At 59.4% G+C, this 21,754-nt stretch carries 19 protein-coding genes; 8 read left to right on the top strand and 11 right to left on the bottom strand.

From position 1 onward, the window contains the following. Nucleotides 1-20: 20 nt before the first annotated feature. Nucleotides 21-1,124, top strand: coding sequence for a DNA replication/repair protein RecF (gene recF / locus QZR30_RS04160; RefSeq protein ID WP_003187251.1), 1,104 nt, complete (start codon nt 21-23; stop codon nt 1,122-1,124). Between the two features lie 4 nt (nt 1,125-1,128). Continuing rightward, nucleotides 1,129-3,546, top strand: coding sequence for a DNA topoisomerase (ATP-hydrolyzing) subunit B (gyrB, locus tag QZR30_RS04155; RefSeq protein WP_046070218.1), 2,418 nt, complete (start codon nt 1,129-1,131; stop codon nt 3,544-3,546). Nucleotides 3,547-3,642: 96 nt separating this feature from the next. On the opposite strand, the gene QZR30_RS04150 is transcribed toward gyrB, so the two are convergent. After that, the gene (locus QZR30_RS04150) at nt 3,643-4,365 is read right to left on the bottom strand and encodes a response regulator transcription factor (protein ID WP_311902960.1); all 723 of its coding nucleotides are present in this window, start codon (nt 4,363-4,365) and stop codon (nt 3,643-3,645) included. A 391-nt stretch (nt 4,366-4,756) separates the two neighbouring features. On the opposite strand from QZR30_RS04150, the gene QZR30_RS04145 reads away from it, so the two are divergent. Then, nucleotides 4,757-7,036 carry a CHASE2 domain-containing protein gene (locus tag QZR30_RS04145; RefSeq protein ID WP_311902959.1) on the top strand — a complete coding sequence of 760 codons (2,280 nt, stop codon included), beginning with the start codon at nt 4,757-4,759 and terminating at the stop codon, nt 7,034-7,036. A 180-nt stretch (nt 7,037-7,216) separates the two neighbouring features. On the opposite strand, the gene QZR30_RS04140 is transcribed toward QZR30_RS04145, so the two are convergent. The 4 genes from QZR30_RS04140 to glyQ form a co-directional block, all read right to left on the bottom strand. Continuing rightward, nucleotides 7,217-7,987, bottom strand: a complete 771-nt coding sequence (locus QZR30_RS04140; protein WP_046070221.1) for a lysophospholipid acyltransferase family protein — start codon at nt 7,985-7,987, stop codon at nt 7,217-7,219. Between the two features lie 82 nt (nt 7,988-8,069). Beyond that, nucleotides 8,070-8,609, bottom strand: a complete 540-nt coding sequence (gene gmhB, locus QZR30_RS04135) for a D-glycero-beta-D-manno-heptose 1,7-bisphosphate 7-phosphatase (RefSeq protein WP_162252760.1) — start codon at nt 8,607-8,609, stop codon at nt 8,070-8,072. Further along, complete coding sequence (gene glyS, locus QZR30_RS04130) at nt 8,609-10,663, bottom strand: glycine--tRNA ligase subunit beta (protein WP_046070222.1); 2,055 nt, start codon at nt 10,661-10,663, stop codon at nt 8,609-8,611. The genes gmhB and glyS overlap by 1 nt, the downstream gene beginning before the upstream one ends. After that, complete coding sequence (gene glyQ, locus QZR30_RS04125; RefSeq protein ID WP_003187265.1) at nt 10,660-11,613, bottom strand: glycine--tRNA ligase subunit alpha; 954 nt, start codon at nt 11,611-11,613, stop codon at nt 10,660-10,662. Before glyQ ends, glyS begins: the two co-directional genes overlap by 4 nt. Nucleotides 11,614-11,694: 81 nt before the next feature. On the opposite strand from glyQ, the gene QZR30_RS04120 reads away from it, so the two are divergent. Together QZR30_RS04120 and QZR30_RS04115 are read left to right on the top strand one after the other, a co-directional pair. Then, the gene (locus tag QZR30_RS04120) at nt 11,695-12,252 is read left to right on the top strand and encodes a DNA-3-methyladenine glycosylase I (protein ID WP_043048256.1); all 558 of its coding nucleotides are present in this window, start codon (nt 11,695-11,697) and stop codon (nt 12,250-12,252) included. Between the two features lie 40 nt (nt 12,253-12,292). After that, nucleotides 12,293-13,180 carry a lysophospholipid acyltransferase gene (locus QZR30_RS04115; RefSeq protein ID WP_014716285.1) on the top strand — a complete coding sequence of 296 codons (888 nt, stop codon included), beginning with the start codon at nt 12,293-12,295 and terminating at the stop codon, nt 13,178-13,180. A 134-nt stretch (nt 13,181-13,314) separates the two neighbouring features. On the opposite strand, the gene QZR30_RS04110 is transcribed toward QZR30_RS04115, so the two are convergent. The 5 genes from QZR30_RS04110 to def all read right to left on the bottom strand — a co-directional run bounded on the left by QZR30_RS04110 (nt 13,315) and on the right by def (nt 17,877). Next, nucleotides 13,315-13,626: a hypothetical protein gene (locus tag QZR30_RS04110; RefSeq protein ID WP_046070223.1), complete on the bottom strand. Its 312-nt coding sequence runs from the start codon at nt 13,624-13,626 to the stop codon at nt 13,315-13,317. A gap of 18 nt (nt 13,627-13,644) precedes the next feature. Next, nucleotides 13,645-15,018, bottom strand: a complete 1,374-nt coding sequence (gene trkA / locus QZR30_RS04105; protein ID WP_005783380.1) for a Trk system potassium transporter TrkA — start codon at nt 15,016-15,018, stop codon at nt 13,645-13,647. A gap of 22 nt (nt 15,019-15,040) precedes the next feature. Beyond that, on the bottom strand, nt 15,041-16,351 hold the full coding sequence (gene rsmB, locus QZR30_RS04100) for a 16S rRNA (cytosine(967)-C(5))-methyltransferase RsmB (protein WP_311902957.1): 1,311 nt from the start codon (nt 16,349-16,351) through the stop codon (nt 15,041-15,043). Continuing rightward, nucleotides 16,348-17,301, bottom strand: coding sequence for a methionyl-tRNA formyltransferase (fmt, locus tag QZR30_RS04095; protein WP_046070225.1), 954 nt, complete (start codon nt 17,299-17,301; stop codon nt 16,348-16,350). The genes rsmB and fmt overlap by 4 nt, the downstream gene beginning before the upstream one ends. A 69-nt stretch (nt 17,302-17,370) precedes the next feature. After that, complete coding sequence (gene def, locus QZR30_RS04090) at nt 17,371-17,877, bottom strand: peptide deformylase (protein WP_046070226.1); 507 nt, start codon at nt 17,875-17,877, stop codon at nt 17,371-17,373. Between the two features lie 135 nt (nt 17,878-18,012). Here def and QZR30_RS04085 point away from each other — a divergent pair, with 135 nt between their 5' ends. From QZR30_RS04085 to QZR30_RS04075, 3 genes are all read left to right on the top strand, one after another. After that, nucleotides 18,013-18,789, top strand: coding sequence for a hypothetical protein (locus QZR30_RS04085; protein WP_046070227.1), 777 nt, complete (start codon nt 18,013-18,015; stop codon nt 18,787-18,789). Nucleotides 18,790-18,852: 63 nt separating this feature from the next. After that, nucleotides 18,853-19,956, top strand: coding sequence for a DNA-processing protein DprA (gene dprA, locus QZR30_RS04080; protein ID WP_311902956.1), 1,104 nt, complete (start codon nt 18,853-18,855; stop codon nt 19,954-19,956). A 75-nt stretch (nt 19,957-20,031) separates the two neighbouring features. After that, complete coding sequence (locus QZR30_RS04075; RefSeq protein WP_043048265.1) at nt 20,032-20,589, top strand: L-threonylcarbamoyladenylate synthase; 558 nt, start codon at nt 20,032-20,034, stop codon at nt 20,587-20,589. 105 nt (nt 20,590-20,694) lie between these two features. Here QZR30_RS04075 and QZR30_RS04070 read toward each other — a convergent pair whose 3' ends face one another. Continuing rightward, nucleotides 20,695-21,672, bottom strand: a complete 978-nt coding sequence (locus QZR30_RS04070) for an NADPH:quinone reductase (protein ID WP_311902955.1) — start codon at nt 21,670-21,672, stop codon at nt 20,695-20,697. Nucleotides 21,673-21,754: the final 82 nt, after the last annotated feature.

Here is a 21,754-nt window from a genome sequence, read left to right as displayed (position 1 = left end):
CCATGCTCAGCAGAAGCTAGATGTCCCTCAGTCGCGTCTCGGTCACCGCGGTGCGCAATCTGCACCCGGTGACTTTCTCCCCTTCCCCTCGCATCAATATCCTCCATGGCGCCAACGGCAGTGGCAAAACCAGCGTGCTGGAAGCGATCCATTTGTTGGGGCTTGCTCGTTCTTTCCGCAGTGCCCGCCTGCTACCCGTAATTCAATACGAACAATTGGCTTGCACAGTGTTTGGCCAAGTTGAACTGGCTGAGGGCGGTCATAGCAGCCTGGGGATATCCCGTGATCGTGGCGGTGAGTTTCAAATCCGAATTGACGGGCAAAATGCTCGCAGCGCAGCGCAATTGGCGGAAATATTGCCATTGCAGCTAATCAACCCAGACAGTTTCCGATTGTTGGAAGGCGCACCGAAAATTCGGCGGCAATTCCTCGATTGGGGCGTGTTCCACGTGGAACCACGCTTTATGGCCACCTGGCAACGCCTGCAGAAGGCCCTGCGGCAGCGGAACTCATGGCTGCGGCATGGTACACTTGACGCCGCTTCGCAAGCAGCCTGGGACCGGGAGCTGTGCCTGGCCAGTGATGAAATAGATGAGTACCGTCGCGCCTATATCAAAGCCTTGAAACCAGTCTTTGAGCAGACCTTGAGCGAGTTGTTGGATCTCGAGGGGCTGACGCTGAGTTACTACCGCGGCTGGGACAAAGAACGCGAGCTGAGCGCAGTGCTCGCCACCTCTTTGCAGCGGGATCAGCAAATTGGCCACACCCAGGCCGGACCCCAACGCGCTGACTTGCGTCTTAGATTAGGCGCACACAATGCTGCGGATATCTTGTCCCGCGGCCAGCAGAAATTGGTGGTCTGTGCATTGCGTATCGCGCAGGGGCATCTGGTTAGCCAGGCCCGTCGCGGCCAGTGTATTTATCTGGTGGATGACCTGCCGTCGGAACTCGACGAGCAGCACCGCCGTTCGCTATGCCGCTTGTTGGAAGACTTACGCTGCCAGGTGTTTATCACCTGTGTAGACCACGAATTATTGAGGGAAGGCTGGCAGACGGAAACGCCAGTCGCTTTGTTCCACGTGGAACAAGGCCGTATCACCCAGACCCACGACCATCGGGAGTGAAGGCATGAGCGAAGAAAACACGTACGACTCGACCAGCATTAAAGTGCTGAAAGGTTTGGATGCCGTACGCAAACGTCCCGGTATGTACATTGGCGACACCGATGATGGTAGCGGTCTGCACCACATGGTGTTCGAGGTGGTCGATAACTCCATCGACGAAGCTCTGGCCGGTCACTGCGACGACATCAGCATTATCATCCACCCGGATGAGTCTATTACCGTGCGTGACAACGGTCGTGGCATCCCGGTAGACGTACACAAAGAAGAAGGCGTTTCGGCGGCAGAGGTCATCATGACCGTGCTCCACGCTGGCGGTAAGTTCGACGACAACTCCTATAAAGTATCCGGTGGTTTGCACGGTGTAGGTGTGTCGGTAGTGAACGCGCTGTCCGAAGAGTTGATTCTCACCGTTCGCCGCAGCGGCAAGATCTGGGAACAGACCTACGTCCACGGTGTGCCACAGGAGCCGATGAAAATCGTTGGCGACAGTGAAACCACTGGCACCCAGATCCACTTCAAGCCATCGGCTGAAACCTTCAAGAACATCCACTTCAGCTGGGACATCCTGGCCAAGCGGATTCGTGAACTGTCCTTCCTCAACTCCGGTGTCGGTATCGTCCTCAAGGATGAACGCAGCGGCAAGGAAGAACTGTTCAAGTACGAAGGCGGCCTGCGTGCATTCGTTGAATACCTGAACACCAACAAGACTGCGGTCAACCAGGTGTTCCACTTCAACATACAGCGTGAAGATGGCATTGGCGTGGAAATCGCCTTGCAGTGGAACGACAGTTTCAACGAAAACCTGTTGTGCTTCACCAACAACATCCCGCAGCGCGATGGCGGTACTCACTTGGTGGGTTTCCGTTCTGCGCTGACGCGTAACCTGAACACCTACATTGAAGCGGAAGGCCTGGCGAAGAAGCATAAAGTCGCCACCACCGGTGACGACGCCCGTGAAGGTTTGACCGCGATCATCTCGGTCAAGGTGCCGGATCCGAAGTTCAGTTCCCAGACCAAAGACAAGCTGGTGTCTTCCGAAGTGAAGACCGCTGTTGAACAGGAAATGGGCAAGTACTTCTCCGACTTCCTGTTGGAAAACCCGAACGAAGCCAAGCTGGTCGTTGGCAAGATGATCGATGCTGCCCGTGCCCGTGAAGCCGCACGTAAAGCCCGTGAGATGACCCGTCGTAAAGGCGCGTTGGATATCGCCGGCTTGCCAGGCAAACTGGCTGACTGCCAGGAGAAGGACCCTGCCCTCTCCGAACTGTACCTGGTGGAAGGTGACTCTGCTGGCGGTTCCGCCAAGCAGGGTCGCAACCGTCGCACCCAGGCCATCCTGCCGTTGAAGGGTAAGATCCTCAACGTCGAGAAGGCTCGCTTCGACAAGATGATTTCCTCCCAGGAAGTCGGCACCTTGATCACTGCACTCGGCTGCGGTATTGGCCGTGATGAGTACAACATTGACAAGCTGCGTTACCACAACATCATCATCATGACCGATGCTGACGTCGACGGTTCGCACATTCGTACCCTGCTGCTGACGTTCTTCTTCCGTCAGCTGCCAGAGCTGATCGAGCGTGGCTATATCTACATCGCCCAGCCTCCTTTGTACAAAGTGAAGAAAGGCAAGCAAGAGCAATACATCAAAGACGACGACGCCATGGAAGAATACATGACGCAGTCGGCCCTGGAAGATGCCAGCCTGCACCTGAACGACGAAGCCCCGGGCATCTCCGGTGAGGCGCTTGAGCGCCTGGTCAACGACTTCCGCATGGTAATGAAGACGCTCAAGCGTTTGTCGCGCCTGTACCCTCAGGAGTTGACCGAGCACTTCATCTACCTGCCTTCCGTGAGCCTGGAACAGTTGGGTGACCATGCACACATGCAGGATTGGCTGGCCCAGTACGAAGTGCGCCTGCGTACCGTCGAGAAGTCTGGCCTGGTGTACAAAGCCAGTCTGCGCGAAGACCGTGAACGTAACGTCTGGCTGCCAGAGGTCGAACTGATCTCCCACGGCTTATCGAACTACGTCACCTTCAACCGCGACTTCTTCGGTAGCAACGATTACAAGACGGTAGTTACCCTCGGTGCGCAACTGAGCACGCTGCTGGACGACGGTGCTTATATTCAACGTGGTGAGCGTAAGAAGGCAGTCAAGGAGTTCAAGGAAGCATTGGACTGGTTGATGGCTGAAAGCACCAAGCGCCATACCATTCAGCGATACAAAGGTCTGGGCGAGATGAACCCGGACCAGCTGTGGGAAACCACCATGGACCCAGCTCAGCGTCGCATGCTGCGCGTGACCATCGAAGACGCCATTGGCGCAGACCAGATCTTCAACACCCTGATGGGTGATGCGGTCGAGCCTCGCCGTGACTTCATCGAGAGCAATGCTTTGGCGGTGTCTAACCTGGACTTCTGATCAGGCAAATCGGCTAAAACCAAAAAGGCCAACGCTAGCGTTGGCCTTTTTTATTGGGTGCATTCTGAAAATGCTCCACGTGGAACATCACGAAATTTAACTTTGGGAGTTCGTTGCCACACTCTCCAACCGATACCCGTATCCATAAATCGTCAACAGCTGCCATCCGCGATCCGCCGTCAGCCCCAGCTTATTGCGCAGACGGTAGATGTGCGTATCCAAAGGCCGCGAAGAAACCATTTCTTCGTGGCTCCAGAATCGCTCATACAGGTACTCGCGAGACAGCGGTCGGGCCAAATTGGCGAACAGGCAACTGGCAAGGCGGTATTCCCGTTCCGTCAGGTTGATAGGTTTGCCTGCGCGGGTGACGGTCAATTCAGCGTCGTCGAATGTCAGATCGTTGAAGCTCTGCACTTCCTGAGTAGCCGACTTCTGCAGGCCATGGCGCCGCAAGACAGCACTGACTCGGGCTTTGAGTTCATTAGGTCGAAAGGGCTTGCTGACGTAATCGTCCGCGCCGCTATTTAACGCTGTGACGATATCGCTCTCCGCATCACGACTGGTGAGCATGATGACAGCGGGAGGGGATTCCATATGTTCGCGGGTCCAGCGTAACAGTGCGATCCCCGAGATATCCGGCAGTTGCCAATCGAGTATCAGCAGGTCAAAGGTTTCCCGGCGCAGTTGGCGCAACATGTCCTCACCGCGCTCGAAGAAATGCAGGGACCAGGGCTGTTCCGCTTGGCTGGGGATCTGTCGCAGTGTCTGTTCCACCCGTCTCAATTCGGCGGGCTCGTCATCCAATATTGCGACACGCATGGGTGGGTCCTTCCTACAAAAATACAAGCGCTTGAATGGGAGGCACTGCTGTGCAAATGCCGGCCTCTGAATCTGAATAATTATGGACGGATTCTACGCTTCGGGAATCTCTCGATACGCTGATATCAAAGGGCTGTTAACTTGACGCACTCTTGATGCTCAATGGAAAGATACCGGCTCCTGTGTATAAGGAAAAGCCGCGATGCCGATAGCCTCCCTGGTACGTCTGTTTGGCGGGCCTATACAAAGCCCTCCGATGAGACCGAAATAAGCTTCACTGGTTTCAGAGCATTGTATGCGCTTCATCGTAACCACCTGAGAGGGAGCCTGGGCCTATGGCAGCTTTACCTGCAAACCATCTTCGCTTTTGTATAAGTGCGGCGGTAGCCCTGTGAAACTATGGCGCAAAGCCGAGAAACGCCAACCTACCCGAGCACAACTGTTGTTCCATGGGCTGGTGCGGGAATGGCTGCTGATCGGCTTGGTACTGCTGCCCTTCACCGTGTACTTGTCCTTGAGCCCAGGCCTGGCCCTCAATAACCGGCTCTACGATAGCTTGCGTCGGCTGGCGCCTTTGCCGGTAGATCCACGGATCCTGCTGGTGACCATTGACGCCCACAGCCTTGAAGCACTCGGCCCATGGCCTTGGCCGCGCAACGTGCATGCCGACCTGATTGGACGCCTGAGTGCCGCCCAGCCTGCAGCCATTTTGTTTGATGTCATTTTCAGTGAGTCCGGCGAGGACGCCGATGGCCGGCGATTGGCTGATGCCGTGTGTAAAGCCGGAAATGTATTGCTGCCTATCATCGGTGATAGCAGCGGGAGCCCGAGCTCGCCGCAAGAGCCGTTATCGCCATTGCTCAAATGCGCCAAAGGTGTCGGGCATATCAACGTCGAGGCGGATAACGACGGCGTGGTGCGCAGTGTGTATCTGCGTGAAGGCCCCCCCGGAAGTACGCTTGAGCAATTGGCCTGGCTGGCATTCACGCTGAGTGGGCAAGCCCCGACCATGCCTGGATTGTCTCAAGCGCCCAGCAATGTGCGATGGCACCAGGAGCATGAGATTCGTGTTCCGTTCACCTCCGAGGCCGAGCACTTTCCCAGTGTCTCCTATGTCAGCGTATTACGCGGTGAAGTACCTCCAGAGTCGCTGCGTGGCCGCTTGATTCTGATAGGTGCCACAGCCTACGGAATGGCCGATCGTTTCGTGACGCCGCTCTCCTCCACCGTTGGTACTACGGCGGGTGTGGAGATCCAAGCCGACGTGCTCAATGGCTTATTGCAGGGCCGCAGCATTGTCGACTTGCCCGGATGGCAGGCAGCGCTGTTGGCAACATCATTGGTAACGCTGCTGTTGGGTCTTTTGCTTTATCGCCCACGTTACGCCCTATGGATGACCTTGGCAGGCATGGCCGCCGCGTTGCTGGGGTCTTGGGCGTTGTTGCGCTTGGGACATTGGTGGTCCCCAGCGGCCTGCCTGATTGGTTTGTTGCTCAGTTATCTGATCTGGAACTGGCGACGCTTGAGCGTGATCCTCGCCTACTTTGGCTGGGAATTGGCCCGCCTGGATAACGAACCGAAGGTGCTTCCTGAGCGTCGCCGTGCGCCTGCCAGTAAGGGCGATGTACTGCAGGGACGGATCTTTGCCCTTGAGCAAGCCGTCAGCCGCACGCGAGATACACGGCGCTTTATGGCTGACGGACTCGAATGTCTGCCGGTCGCGACGCTGATCACCGACCCCCAGGGTAATATTCTGTTGGCCAACCGTGTGGCCCGTGACGTATTCGGCAATGACCTGGTGGGCGAAAACCTCGTCGAACAACTCGCCGAATTGGGTTATCCCCCGTTGCATAACGGCGTACGCCCTGCCCTGTCAGCACTGGAACTGGTGGAGTTCCGCGACATCCACCAACGCAGTCTGCGCATGGAGCTTGCTCCTTTGCTTCCTGCCGAAGGTGATTTTGCCCTCGGCTGGTTGCTCAGCCTGACTGATCTGAGCAAAGAGCGCGAAGCCCAGCAGCACCGCGAGACCATGTTGCGTTTCCTTTCCCATGATTTGCGCGCACCGCATTCGGCGATCCTTGCCTTGCTGGATGTGCATAACGGCGAATCGCCGGTTTTTGCCCAGATCGAGCAGCAGGTCCGCCGGGCCTTGAGCCTTACCGAATCCTTTGTGCAATTGGCCAAGGCCGAGGCTGACGGGTATCAGTTCCAACCGACCCTGTTCGCCATGCTGGTGATGGATGCCTTTGATCAGGTAGCGGTGATTGCGCAGCTCAAGGGCATTCATCTGGTCCACGATCTGGATGAGGCCGATGAGGCCATGGTCTACGCCGACCAATCACTGCTCACGCGGGCGTTGTTCAATGTGCTGGAGAACGCGATCAAATATTCCCCATCCGGTACTACCGTCAGACTGAGGCATGCCAGCGCACAAGGTTGGTTGGAATGCCGTATCAGCGACCAGGGGCCGGGGATTGCACCTAAGGATTTACCGGAGCTGTTCAGTCAATACCGGCGTTTCGATTCCGCCCAGGGCAGTGACGGTCTTGGGCTTGGCCTGAGCATGGTCAAAGCCGTGGTAGAACGGCATGGCGGGCGCATCGTTTGTGAAAGTGAACAAGGCAAAGGCTCCACGTTCATCCTGCAACTGCCGCAGTTGGACGATTGAAAAACGGAATTTCCTGCAGTGCATAAAAAACCGGTCACAAGGACCGTTTTTTTATGAAGAAAAAACTTATGCACGTTTTTCCTGATTTTATGAGATCAAGAAATATGTAGTCAAATCAGCATGTTATGCATCAAAAAAGCTAATTCGCCAACAAAGCGTACACAGGTTATCCACAGATGCTCAAACGACGGGCGTCTCTACAACTACGGGTTCCGGAGGCAAGGAGCCCATGGCCTGCTGTTGCGCTTGGTTCCACGCCGCAGCGCGGTCATTCAGCGCGGCAATGGCACGCGGCCCTTCGCCTTCTGCGTACATGGGTTCGCCGATTACCACGGTGATGGTGCCTGCGCGTTTAGCCCAGCCGGTCTTGGGCCAGAACTTGCCGGCGTTATGTGCAATAGGCAAAACAGGCAAGTTGGCGTTGACCGCCAGTGCGGTGCCGCCACGTGAGAATTTGCCCACCGTACCGTAGGGCACCCGCGTGCCCTCCGGGAAGATCAGTACCCATACGCCATCCTTGAGCAGCTCATCACCCTTCTTGGCGACATGCTTGAGCGCTGCCTTGGGGTTGTCGCGGTCGATTGCGATCGGCCGGAGCATAGCCATGGCCCACCCGAAGAACGGCACATACAGCAGTTCGCGCTTGAGCACTTGGCTCAACGGCGAGAAATAGGCCGAGAGGAAGAACGTTTCCCAGGTGCTCTGGTGGTTCGACAGAATCACACAGGGCTGCTCCGGGACGTTTTCAGCGCCCTTGATCTCGAAACGGATATTGAGGAATACCTTGCTCAGCCACAACGCGCAGCGGCACCAATAAACGTTGATGAAACGATAGCGCGCCTTGAAAGGCAGGAACGGTGCGATAAAAAAGCTCAGGGTGCACCAGAGAAACGAACTGGTGCCCAGCAGCAGGTAAAAGAAAAAGGTTCTGATGGCCTGCAAGATCGACATGGCGGCATTTACCGTTGCGGGACACGGCCCGCCTGTTAAAAGCGCACTCCCGAACAATCCTTGGTCAGGAAGTCGAGGGCGGCTAGTTGTTGATAAGTTCTGCGGCAACGGCCGCCAGATCGTCAAAAATCAAAGTGCCAACCGGCAAGGCTTTCGCCTGGGTCTTTTCGCCTTTTCCGGTCTTAACCAAAACTGGCTGAGAGTCGACGGCCTTGGCCGCCTCCAGGTCACCGAGGCTGTCCCCGACGAACCATATCCCAGCTAACGGCACCTTGTAATGTTCTGCAATGATTTTCAACATGCCAGGCTTGGGCTTGCGGCAATCGCAGCCCTCATCCGGCCCGTGGGGGCAGTAGACCACCAACCCCACCTCACCGCCCTGCTCGGCTACCAACGCGCGCAGGCGCGCGTGCATGGCGTCCAGGGTGGCGATGTCGTAATAACCCCGGGCGATGCCGGACTGGTTGGTGGCAATGGCCACCGTCCAGCCGGCTTTGCTCAACTGCGCGATGGCCTCGATCGAGCCAGGCAGTGGGATCCACTCATCCACCGATTTGATGTAAGCGTCGGAGTCGTAATTGATCACCCCGTCCCGATCAAGAATCAGCAGTTTCAACATCATCAGCCCAGTACGGAAATGTCAGCGATATTGATGAACAGACCACGCAGGCGCGCGAGCATGGCGTAGCGGTTTTTCCGCACGCCGGCATCGTCGGCATTGATCATCACTGCTTCGAAGAACGCATCCACCGGCTCACGCAACGACGCCAGGCGGGCCAACGCTTCAGCGTAGTTACGCTCTGCGATCAGCGGCTTCACGGCGTTTTCGGCCTTGGCAATGGCCGAGTTCAGCGAGAACTCCTTGGCATCGGCAAACAGGCCTGGGTCGACTTCGGCGTTGCCGAGGTTGTCGGCCTTGCTCAGCAGGTTCGACACGCGCTTGTTCACGGCGGCCAGGGCATCAGCTTCCGGTAGCTTGCGGAATGCCTGTACGGCTTGTACACGCTGGTCGAAGTCCAAGGCAGAACCCGGTTGCAGGGCACGCACCGACAGGTAGACCGAAACGTCCACGCCTTCGTCTTCATAACGCGCACGCAGGCGGTCGAACACGAACTCCAGCACTTGCTCGGCCAGGCCGGCTTGCTTGACCTTGGCGCCGAACTGGCCGACGGCGAACACCACGGCCTGGGTCAGGTCGAGGTCCAGCTTCTTGTCGATCAAGATGCGCAACACGCCCAAGGCCGCACGACGTAGGGCATAGGGGTCTTTACTGCCGGTGGGCAGCATGCCGATGCCGAAGATGCCAACCAACGTATCCAGCTTGTCGGCGATGGCCACTGCCGCACCGGTCAGGGTGGTCGGCAGCTCTGCACCGGCACCGCGCGGCATGTACTGCTCGTTCAGGGCCAGGGCGACTTCTTGCGGCTCACCGTCGTTGAGGGCGTAGTAATAACCGGCAACGCCTTGCATCTCGGGGAACTCGCCGACCATCTCGGTGGCCAGGTCGCACTTGGACAGCAAGCCGGCACGTGCGGCCCAAGCTGCGTCGCCACCAATACGCGGGGCGATGTAGGCCGCCAGCTTGGAAACCCGTGCGGCCTTGTCATAGACACTGCCGAGTTTTTCCTGGAACACCACGTTTTGCAGGCGCAGGTTGAAGTCTTCGAGCTTCTGCTTCTTGTCTTGTTTGAAGAAGAACTCGGCGTCGGTCAGGCGCGGGCGAACGACTTTTTCGTTACCGGCGATGATCTGCTGCGGGTCCTTGCTTTCGATGTTGGCCACGGTGATAAAACGCGGCAGCAACTTGCCGTCCGCGTCGAGCAGGCAGAAGTACTTCTGGTTGTCCTGCATGGTGGTGATCAACGCTTCTTGCGGCACCTCAAGGAAACGCTCTTCGAACGAGCACACCAACGGCACCGGCCATTCCACCAGGGCGGTCACTTCGTCCAGCAGGCTTTGCGGGACGATGGCGGTGCCCTCCTGCAGGCGCGCCAGCTCTTCGGTGCGCTTGCTGATCAGCTCGCGACGCTCATTGGCATCGGCGAGCACATAAGCAGCGCGCAGGTCGTTGAGGTAGTTGGCCGGCGAGGTGATACGCACGCTTTCTGGATGGTGGAAGCGGTGCCCACGGGAATCACGACCGGCCTTCTGGGCGAGGATGGTGCAGTCGATGACCTGATCGCCGAGCAGCATCACCAGCCATTGGGTCGGACGCACGAACTCTTCCTTGCGTGCACCCCAGCGCATGCGCTTGGGGATCGGCAGGTCGTTCAGGGAATCTTCGACGATGGTCGGCAGCAGGCTGGCGGTCGGCTTGCCGGTGATGACCTGGCTGAAACGCAGTTTCGGACCGCTCTGGTCGATCTCGCTCAGCTCTACGCCACATTTCTTGGCAAAGCCAAGGGCGGCCTGGGTCGGGTTGCCTTCGGCATCGAAAGCCGCCTGGCGCGGCGGGCCGTCGAGGTTGATGCTGCGGTCCGGCTGCTGGGTTTCCAGCGCGGTCAGCAACACGGCCAGGCGACGTGGCGCGGCGTAGACTTTTTTCGCTTCGAACTTCAGGCCAGCGCTGTGCAGGCCTTTTTCGATACCGGCCAGGAACGCATCGGCCAGGGTATTGAGTGCCTTGGGTGGCAACTCTTCGGTGCCCAGTTCAACCAGGAAATCTTGAGCACTCATTGTGCAGCCTCCAGCTTAGCCAACACTTCATCACGCAAATCCGGGGTTGCCATCGGGAAGCCCAGCTTGGCGCGAGCCAGCAGGTAGGCTTGGGCGACGGAACGCGCCAGGGTGCGTACACGCAGGATGTATTGCTGACGCGCAGTTACCGAGATGGCACGGCGCGCGTCCAGCAGGTTGAAGGTATGGGACGCCTTCAACACCATTTCATAGCTTGGCAACGGCAGCGGCTGGTCGAGTTCGATCAGCCGCTTGGCTTCGCTTTCATAGAAGTCGAACAGTTCGAACAGCTTGTCGACGTTGGCGTGCTCGAAGTTATAAGTGGACTGCTCCACTTCGTTCTGGTGGAACACATCGCCGTAGGTGACTTTGCCGAACGGGCCGTCAGCCCACACCAGGTCGTAGACCGAGTCCACGCCTTGCAGGTACATGGCCAGGCGCTCCAGACCGTAGGTGATCTCGCCGGTCACCGGGTAGCACTCGATGCCGCCGGCTTGCTGGAAGTAGGTGAATTGCGTCACTTCCATGCCATTGAGCCAGACTTCCCAGCCCAGGCCCCAGGCGCCCAGGGTTGGCGATTCCCAGTTGTCTTCGACAAAACGGATGTCGTGCACCAGTGGGTCGAGGCCGACGTGTTTCAGCGAGCCCAGGTACAGCTCCTGGAAATTATCCGGGTTGGGCTTCAATACCACCTGGAACTGGTAGTAGTGCTGCAGACGGTTCGGGTTTTCGCCGTAGCGGCCGTCAGTCGGGCGACGACTGGGCTGCACATAAGCGGCGTTCCAGGTTTCCGGGCCGATGGCCCGCAGGAATGTAGCGGTGTGGAAAGTGCCGGCGCCTACTTCCATATCGTAGGGCTGAAGTACCACACAACCTTGCTCGGCCCAGTATTGCTGGAGGGCGAGGATCAAGTCTTGGAAGGTACGCACGGCTGGCGTAGGCTGGCTCACGAAATTCACCTGTTACTTGGGCTGCGATTTAAAGAGCGGGAGTATACCCGATTCGGCCCTGCCACCACCCCCTGGAGCCTTATGCCACGCTGCTTTTGGTGTTCTGAAGATCCGCTGTACATGGCTTATCACGATCAGGAGTGGGGAACGCCGCTGCGCGATGCGCAGGGTTTGTTCGAGTTGCTTTTGCTCGAAGGGTTCCAGGCAGGCCTGTCCTGGATCACCGTTTTACGCAAACGCGAGCATTATCGAAAGGTGTTGTTTGGCTTTGATGCGCAGCGTCTGGCGCAACTGAGCGATGACGAGATCGAGGTGTTGATGCAGGATCCAGGCATCGTGCGCAATCGCTTGAAGCTCAACGCTACTCGGCGCAATGCCGCGGCCTGGCTGGCGTTGGAGGATCCGGTGGGTCTGCTCTGGTCGTTTGTCGGCGGCAAACCCAAGGTCAATCACTTCAAGGATCGCAGCGAAGTCCCGGCGATTACCGCCGAGGCCGAAGCCATGAGCCGCGCCTTGAAAAAAGCCGGCTTCACTTTCGTCGGCCCGACCATCTGCTACGCCTTCATGCAGGCCTCGGGCATGGTCATGGACCACACCCAAGACTGCGACCGCTACGCGGACTTGGCCAACGCCGGTTAGAATGCCGGCTTTGCGCACCACACACGATCAGGAGTGACCTGTGGAAAAGTTTAAAGGCGCCTTGCTGGTAGGCGCTCTCCGGTTGTTTGCCCTGCTGCCCTGGCGCGCCGTACAGGCCGTCGGCACGGGCATCGGCTGGATCATGTGGAAAACGCCCAATCGTTCCCGCGACACGGTGCGGATCAACCTCTCCAAATGCTTCCCGGACATGGACCCGGCCGAGCGTGAGCGCCTGGTGGGCCGCAGCCTGATGGACATCGGCAAATCCCTGACCGAAAGCGCCTGTGCGTGGATCTGGCCGGCGCAGCGTTCCATCGACCTGGTACGCGAAGTCGAGGGCCTTGAAGTGCTGCACGAAGCCCTGGCCTCCGGCAAAGGCGTGGTGGGGATCACCAGCCACCTGGGCAACTGGGAAGTGTTGAACCACTTCTATTGCAGCCAGTGCAAGCCGATCATTTTCTATCGCCCGCCGAAGCTCAAGGCAGTGGACGAATTGTTGCGCAAACAGCGTGTGCAACTGGGTAACCGCGTGGCAGCGTCGACCAAGGAAGGTATCCTCAGCGTGATCAAGGAAGTGCGCAAAGGCGGCCAGGTGGGCATTCCTGCCGACCCGGAGCCGGCTGAGTCGGCCGGCATCTTCGTGCCATTCTTTGCCACCCAGGCACTCACCAGCAAATTCGTGCCGAACATGCTCGCCGGCCACAAGGCGGTGGGCGTATTCCTGCATGCCCTGCGCCTGCCGGACGGCTCGGGCTACAAGGTGATCCTGGAAGCGGCGCCGGAAGACATGTACAGCACCGACACCGCCACCTCCTGCGCGGCGATGAGCAAGGTGGTGGAGCGCTATGTCGGCGCCTACCCGAGCCAGTACATGTGGAGCATGAAGCGCTTCAAGAAGCGCCCGCCGGGTGAGGCGCGGTGGTACTGATTTACACCTGACTCAAGACCGATATAGAAACAATGTGGGAGGGGGCTTGCTCCCGGTAGCGGTGGTTCAGTCAAATATGCATTGGCTGACACACTGCCATCGGGAGCAAGCCCCCTCCCACATTTAGTCCTGTATCAAGCCTGGCGGTCGAGTTTTTTCAGGAACACGGTCATCTCTTTTTCGGCTTGTTTGTCGCCATGGGCCTGGGCCGCTTCGATGCCCCTCTCCCAAGCCAGTCGTGCTGCGGCGTTATCACCCAACCCTTGCTGCGCCTTGCCCAACAGCTTCCACGCTGCCGAATACTTCGGATCGAACTCGACGCATTTGCCTAGATGCTCCGCCGCTTTGACATTGTCCTTCAAGTCCAGATAACCCTTGCCCAATCCAAAGCGCAGCAGCGAATTATCCACACCCTTGGCGAGCATTTTTTCCAGGGATTCGAGCATGTCGGTCACTCCGTCTGATCAGAAAAAGCTCAGGCCCACGTGGAACAGTTTCTCCACGTCGCGGATATGTTTTTTATCCACAAGGAACAGAATCACATGATCACCGGTGGCGATCACCGTGTCGTCGTGGGCAATGATCACTTCTTCATCACGAATAATTGCGCCAATAGTGGTGCCCGGCGGCAGGCCAATATCGCGGATGGCCTTGCCGATCACCTTGCTCGACTTCGAGTCACCGTGGGCGATCGCCTCGATGGCTTCCGCCGCGCCCCGGCGCAATGAGTGCACGCTGACGATATCGCCACGGCGCACGTGGGCGAGCAAGGTGCCGATGGTGGCCAGCTGCGGGCTGATGGCGATATCGATATCGCCGCCCTGGATCAGGTCGACGTAGGCCGGGTTGTTGATGATGGTCATCACCTTTTTCGCCCCCAGCCGCTTGGCCAGCAGCGACGACATGATGTTGGCTTCGTCATCGTTGGTCAGGGCCAGGAAGATGTCGGCGTCGGCGATGTTCTCTTCCATCAGCAGGTCGCGGTCCGAGGCGCTGCCTTGCAGTACGACGGTGCTGTCGAGGGTGTCGGACAAATGCCGGCAACGCGCCGGACTCATCTCGATGATCTTCACCTGGTAGCGGCTTTCGATGGCTTCGGCCAGACGTTCGCCAATCTGCCCACCGCCAGCGATGACAATGCGTTTGTAGCTTTCATCGAGCCTGCGCATTTCGCTCATGACGGCGCGAATATTCGCTTTGGCGGCGATGAAAAACACTTCGTCGTCGGCTTCAATCACCGTATCGCCCTGGGGCAGGATCGGCCGGTCTCGACGGAAAATTGCCGCTACGCGGGTTTCTACATTCGGCATGTGTTCGCGCAGCTGGCGCAGTTGCTGGCCCACCAACGGCCCACCGTAGTAAGCCTTCACCGCCACCAATTGCGCCTTGCCTTCGGCGAAGTCGATCACCTGCAAGGCGCCCGGAATCTCGATCAGGCGCTTGATGTAGTGGGTCACTACCTGTTCCGGGCTGATCAGTACGTCGACGGGAATGGCATCGTTATCGAACAAGCCGGCGCGGGTCAGGTAGGCCGCCTCGCGCACACGGGCGATCTTGGTCGGGGTATGGAACAAGGTATGGGCCACCTGGCAGGCGACCATGTTGGTTTCGTCGCTGTTGGTCACCGCGACCAGCATGTCGGCATCGTCGGCACCCGCCTGACGCAGCACCGTCGGAAACGATGCGCGGCCTTGCACCGTACGGATATCCAGGCGGTCGCCCAGGTTACGCAGGCGCTCGGCATCAGTGTCGACCACGGTAATGTCGTTGGCTTCGCCGGCCAGATGTTCGGCCAGTGTGCCACCAACCTGCCCTGCCCCAAGGATGATGATTTTCATCCGGTCACTCCCTTAAAACCATTCAGCCGCGCGCGGCGGCGATCTTGATCAGTTTGGCGTAGTAGAAACCATCGTGCCCGCCTTCCTGCGCGAGCAGTTGGCGGCCGTGGGGCTGCTTGATGCCTGCGGTAGTCGCGAGGTCAAGCTCACGCGCGCCGCTGGTGCGGGCGAGGAAGGCCTGGATGACCTCGGTATTCTCGGTGGGCAAGGTGGAGCAGGTGGCGTAAAGCAGGATGCCACCGACTTCAAGGGTAGGCCACAGTGCGTCGAGCAGTTCGCCTTGCAGTACGGCCAGGGCGGCGATGTCGTCGGGCTGGCGGGTCAGCTTGATGTCCGGGTGCCGGCGTATGACCCCGGTGGCAGAGCACGGTGCGTCCAGCAGGATGCGCTGGAACGGCTTGCCGTCCCACCAAGTGGCGGTGTCGCGGCCGTCGGCGGCAATCAGTTCGGCGCTCAAGCCCAGGCGTGCGAGGTTTTCCCGTACGCGTACAAGGCGCTTGGCTTCAAGATCCACGGCCACTACATCGGCCAGGTCTTTTTCGACTTCAAGAATGTGGCACGTCTTACCGCCCGGCGCACAACAGGCGTCGAGTACACGCTGGCCGGGCGCCAAGTCGAGCAAGTCCGCGGCCAGTTGCGCGGCCTCGTCCTGCACGCTGATCCAGCCTTCGGCAAAGCCCGGCAGGCCGCGCACATCGGCGGCGGCTTCCAGCATGATGCCGTCCGTGCTGTACACGCACGGGGTGGCGTTGATGGCCGCGTCGGCGAGTAATTGCAGGTACACGTCACGGCTGTGGTGGCGACGGTTGACCCGCAGGATCATCGGCGGGTGCGCGTTGTTGGCCGCGCAGATAGCCTCCCATTGCTCGGGCCAGAAGGCTTTAAGGGACTTTTGCAGCCAGCGCGGGTGGGCGGTGCGCACCACCGGATCATGTTCCAGCTCGGCCAGCAGTGCTTCGCTTTCACGCTGGGCGCGGCGCAACACGGCATTGAGCAGGGCCTTGGCCCAGGGCTTTTTAAGTTTGTCGGCGCACCCGACGGTTTCACCGATGGCTGCGTGGGCTGGTACCCGGGTGTAGAGCAATTGATAAAGGCCCACCAGCAACAGCGCCTCGACATCAGCGTCTGCCGCTTTGAACGGCTTTTGCAGCAGCTTGGCCGCCAGCGCAGACAACCGAGGCTGCCAACGGGCGGTGCCAAAGGCCAGGTCCTGGGTGAAGCCGCGGTCGCGGTCTTCGACTTTGTCCAGTTGCGTCGGCAATGAGCTGTTCAGCGAAGCCTTGCCGTTGAGGACAGCAGCGAGAGCCTTGGCGGCGGCCAGACGCGGGTTCATTGAGCGGCCACCCCAAGGATGGTGCCCAGGGCAAATTTCTCACGACGACTGTTGAACAAATCGCTGAAGTTCAACGCTTTGCCGCCGGGCAATTGCAGGCGAGTCAGGCACAGCGCCTGTTCACCACAGGCCACCAGCAGGCCATCTTTGCTGGCGCCGATGATTTCGCCGGGAGTGCCTTTGCCGTCGGCCAAGGATGCGGCGAGTACTTTCAAGGCTTCGCCGTTGAGGCTGCTGTGGCAGATCGGCCACGGGTTGAACGCACGCACCAGGCGCTCCAACTCCACGGCGGGGCGGCTCCAGTCGATGCGCGCTTCGTCCTTGTTCAGCTTGTGGGCGTAGGTGGCCAGGCTGTCGTCCTGTACTTCGCCTTCAAGGGTGCCCGACGCGAGGCCGGCGATGGCCTGGATCACGGCGGACGGCCCCAACTCAGCCAGGCGGTCATGCAGGCTGCCGCCGGTGTCTTGGGCGGTGATGGGCGTGGTGACCTTGAGCAGCATCGGGCCGGTGTCCAAACCCGCCTCCATGCGCATCACGGTCACACCGCTTTCCCCGTCGCCCGCTTCAACGGCGCGCTGGATAGGCGCCGCACCGCGCCAGCGAGGCAGCAGCGACGCATGGCTATTAATGCAACCCAGGCGCGGGATATCCAGCACCGCCTGGGGCAGGATCAAGCCGTAGGCCACCACCACCAGCAAGTCCGGCTTCAGCGCAGCCATTTCGGCCTGGGCCTCGGCATTACGCAGGGTCGGTGGCTGCAGCACCGGGATATTGTGCTCCAGTGCCAATTGCTTGACCGGGCTCGGCATCAGTTTTTGCCCGCGACCGGCCGGGCGATCCGGCTGGGTGTACACCGCGACGATGTCATAAGGGCTGGCAAGCAGCGCCTTGAGGTGTTCGGCGGCGAATTCAGGGGTGCCGGCAAAAACAATGCGCAATGGCTCGGTCATGGGCGTTCTCGGTTAAAAGCAGTCACAAAAGAAAAAGGCTTGCCGCAGCAAGCCTTTGGAAGAAGGGTATCAAGCTTGCTGGCGATGCTTTTTTTCCAGCTTCTTCTTGATCCGGTCACGCTTGAGCGTGGACAGGTAATCGACAAACAGCTTGCCGTTGAGGTGGTCGCATTCATGCTGGATGCATACCGCCAACAGGCCTTCGGCAACCATTTCGAACGGCTTGCCATCACGGTCCAAGGCCTTGATCTTCACGCGCAGCGGGCGTTCGACGTTCTCGTAGAACTCCGGCACCGACAGGCAGCCTTCCTGGTATTCACCCATCTCGTCGGTCAGCGGTTCGAACTCGGGATTGATGTATACCCGGGGTTCGCTGCGATCTTCAGACAGGTCCATGACCACGACGCGCAGGTGCACGTTGACCTGGGTGGCGGCGAGACCGATCCCCGGGGCTTCATACATTGTTTCAAACATGTCATCGACCAACTGACGAACCTTGTCGTCCACTACGGCCACCGGCTTGGCGATCGTGCGCAGGCGCGAGTCGGGAAATTCGAGGATGTTCAAAATAGCCATAAGCGTAATTGCTGCACATGTGAAGTAGAGACCAATCGGCGGTGGGATGGACCCACACGGCCGGTGTGAAACGCTCGGAAGCCGCGAAGGCCATGACATTTCACGCGAACGCACATAATAAAGGAGATTGACCCCATGAGGAAATCGCTACTCGTCTTGCTGCTATGGGCCCCACTTGCCACGGCACTGATTGCGCAGCCCACCGAGCGCCTGGGCCAGGCGCCGCAACAGGCCATCCAGCACTTCCTGCTGCATAACCGTATTCTCGATTCACCCCAGGACCTGGATAACGCACCTTACATTGTCGCAGTACAAGGCGGTCGTGTGCTGGGCGCCAACGGCGAGCGTATACATGCTCGCGGTAGCTTGGACCCGGCCCAGCCCAGCTACGGGATCTTTCGTCGGGGCAAGGCTTACATCGACCCTGATACCCAGGAACTACTGGGAATCAACGCCAATGACATCGGCACCGCGCGCTTTTTGCTCGCCGACAACCTCACTACCTTGGCTGTGCAGAGGGTTACCCAGGAAATCCGCCCGGGCGACCGTTTGCTCCGTGCCGAACCGCCTGTCGAGTTGGCCAACCTGCAAGCAGCCAAATCAGCACCCTTCATCGAAGGGCACATTATTGATATTCCCAGGGGCATCACTCAGTTCGGCGTGCTGGATGCCGTGACCCTGAATAAGGGGCGCCGCGATGGCCTGGTAGAAGGTCAGTTGCTCACGGTGATCAAGGCTGGCGCCACTGTGCGAGACGCCCTTACCGACATGCCGAGCCAGCTTCCCGATGAGCGGGCCGGCACCCTGCAGGTCTTTCGCACCTATGAAAAGCTCAGTTACGCCTTGGTGCTCAGCGCTTCACGCGCCTTGGCAGTGCAGGATCGTTTTGAGACAGCTCAACAAGCGCAATAAATAGCCTGCTAAATAAGTTACCAACAGAGTTATCCACAGCTTGTTCCGGTCAAGGATGATCAAATGAATCCGATAAACAGCAGTGAAATTTCTCCGGCAGAGCTGGAAGCCCGACTACGCTTGCACAGGCTGCCGGAACTGGGCCCCAAGCGTTTTCATACGTTGATTGAAGCCTTCGGCAGCGCCTCCAAGGCCATCAGTGCCCCCGCCAGTGCCTGGCGTTCCCTCGGCTTGCCCGCCATCAGTGCCGATGCCCGACGTAGCCCGCAAATCCGTGATGGTGCCAGTGAGGCGTTGGCGTGGCTGGGCCACCCGGCCCAGCATTTGCTGATGTGGGACCAGCCTGACTACCCTGCACTGCTCGCCCAGATCGATGACGCGCCGCCGCTGTTATTTGTCGCGGGCAATCCAGGCATTCTGGAAAAACCCCAGTTGGCCATGGTCGGTAGTCGGCGGGCGTCGCGCCCGGGAGTGGACACGGCCGCTGCGTTTTCCCGCAGCCTGGCGAGCGCCGGTTTTGTCATCACCAGCGGTCTCGCACTGGGCATTGACGGCGCGGCGCATCAGGCGGCACTGGAGGTGGGCGGTCATACAATCGGCGTGCTCGGCACTGGCCTGGAAAATTTTTATCCACAGCGCCATAGCAAGCTCGCGGCGACGATGATTGCCCAGGGCAGCGCGGTGGTTTCCGAGTTTCCGCTGGATGCGCCGCCCCAGGCCGGCAATTTCCCACGGCGCAATCGGATCATCAGCGGGCTCTCGCTGGGCGTCCTGGTGGTGGAAGCCAGCATGGCGAGCGGTTCGCTGATCACTGCACGGCTGGCGGCGGAACAAGGGCGTGAGGTGTATGCGATCCCGGGTTCCATCCATCATCCCGGAGCCAAGGGCTGTCATCAGCTGATTCGCGATGGCGCAGTGCTGGTGGAAACCATCGAACACATTCTTGAAGGCTTGCGCGGTTGGCAAGCGTTGTCGTGCCCCGCTCCGCTGCCGGTTATTCACCCATTGGTGGCGCTGCTGCATGCAGCGCCGCATAGCAGCGAAGCCCTGGCGATTGCCAGCGGCCGGCCGTTGTCTCAGGTGCTGGCAACCCTTACGGAACTGGAGCTGGAAGGCCAGGTGACCTGCGAAAGCGGACGCTGGCTTGCGCGTTGCCAGCTTTTGTAGCTGCCAGTTCTTTGGAGCTGGGTTTTGTAACGAAGATCGGTAAACTGCCCAGAGCTTTAGTTCGGAGAGTAAACAATGGTCAACAGGTGGCGTGTGCTGGAAGCCGCACGGGAAATTCGCGCAGGCGCGGTGATTGCCTATCCGACCGAAGCGGTCTGGGGCCTGGGCTGCGACCCGTGGAATGAAGAAGCGGTGGATCGGCTGCTGGCGATCAAGAACCGGTCAGTGGACAAGGGCCTGATCCTGGTGGCGGACAATATCCGTCAGTTCGACTTTCTGTTTGAAGACTTCCCGGACACTTGGATCGAACGCATGGCCAGCACCTGGCCTGGGCCTAACACCTGGCTGGTGCCCCATCAGGACTTGCTGCCGGAATGGGTCACAGGCATGCATGACACCGTGGCCTTGCGGGTCACGGACCACCCGTTGGTGCGGGACTTGTGCGCACAGGTCGGGCCGCTGATTTCCACGTCGGCCAATCCTCAGGGGCGTCCGGCGGCGCGCACGCGGATTCGCGTGGAGCAGTATTTCCGCGGGCAACTGGACCTGGTGTTGGGTGGTGCCCTGGGTGGGCGCAAGAACCCGAGCCTGATTCGGGACCTGGTAACGGGGGATGTGGTGCGGCCCTCCTAAGACCGAGGTGCGGCCATCGCGGGCAAGCCCCCTCCCACATGTTGACCGCGTTGTCATGACGGACACAGATCAAATGTGGGAGTGGGCTTGCCCGCGATGACTCGCTTAAGGCAACAGGATTGTTGAGCCGGTTGTACGGCGCCCCGACAACTCTGTCTGCGCCTTGGCTGCATCCGCCAACGAAAACCGCTGGTTGATATCAATGCGCACCTTGCCGCTCTTGATCATCGAAAACAGGTCATCGGCCATCGCCTGCAAGGCCTGCGGGTTGCTGGCATAGGTCGCCAGCGTCGGCCGCGTCACGTACAGCGAGCCCTTGGCCGACAAGATGCCCAGGTTCACGCCATCTACCGCGCCTGACGCGTTGCCGAAGCTGACGACCAAACCCCTTGGCGCCGTGCTGTCCAGGGAGGTCAGCCAGGTGTCCTTGCCGACGCCGTCGTACACCACTGGGCACTTCTTGCCGTCAGTTAATTCCAGCACGCGTTGTGCGACATTTTCCTTGCTGTAGTCGATGGTCTCCCAGGCGCCGAGGGATTTGGCCAGGGCGGCCTTTTCCGGGGAGCTGACCGTACCAATCAACTTCACACCCAGGGCCTTGGCCCACTGACAGGCCAGGGAACCGACGCCACCGGCAGCGGCGTGAAACAGGATAGTCTCGCCGCCTTTCAACTCGTAGGTCTGGCGCAGCAGGTACTGCACGGTCAGGCCCTTGAGCATGGCGCCGGCGGCCTGTTCAAAGCTGATGTCCTCCGGCAAGTGCACCAGGTTGGCGGCGGGCAGCACATGCAACTCGCTGTAGGCCCCCAGTGGGCCGCTGCCGTAGGCAACGCGGTCGCCGACCTTGAACTGGGTGACTTCACTGCCAACGGCATCCACCACCCCGGCGCCTTCCGCGCCCAGGCCAGATGGCAGGACGGGCGGTGCGTAGAGGCCACTGCGGAAATAGGTATCGATGAAGTTCAGGCCGATCGCCTCGTTACGCACGCGAACCTGCTGCGGGCCAGGCTCTGCCGGCGTGTAGTCCACATATTCGAGAACTTCGGGGCCGCCATGGGCGCTGAACTGGATACGTTTGGCCATCTGCACTTCTCCTGAGGTTGCATTCGCGTAGCCCCCTATCCCACTCCTAAGCTTGATCTTCGTCAACTGCGACGCAACGGAA

The organism is Pseudomonas sp. rhizo25, from assembly GCF_031931935.1.
Lineage (GTDB): Bacteria > Pseudomonadota > Gammaproteobacteria > Pseudomonadales > Pseudomonadaceae > Aquipseudomonas > Aquipseudomonas synxantha.
Note: the sequence above shows the minus strand (reverse complement) of the source record. Positions and strands in the feature narration are given on the sequence as shown.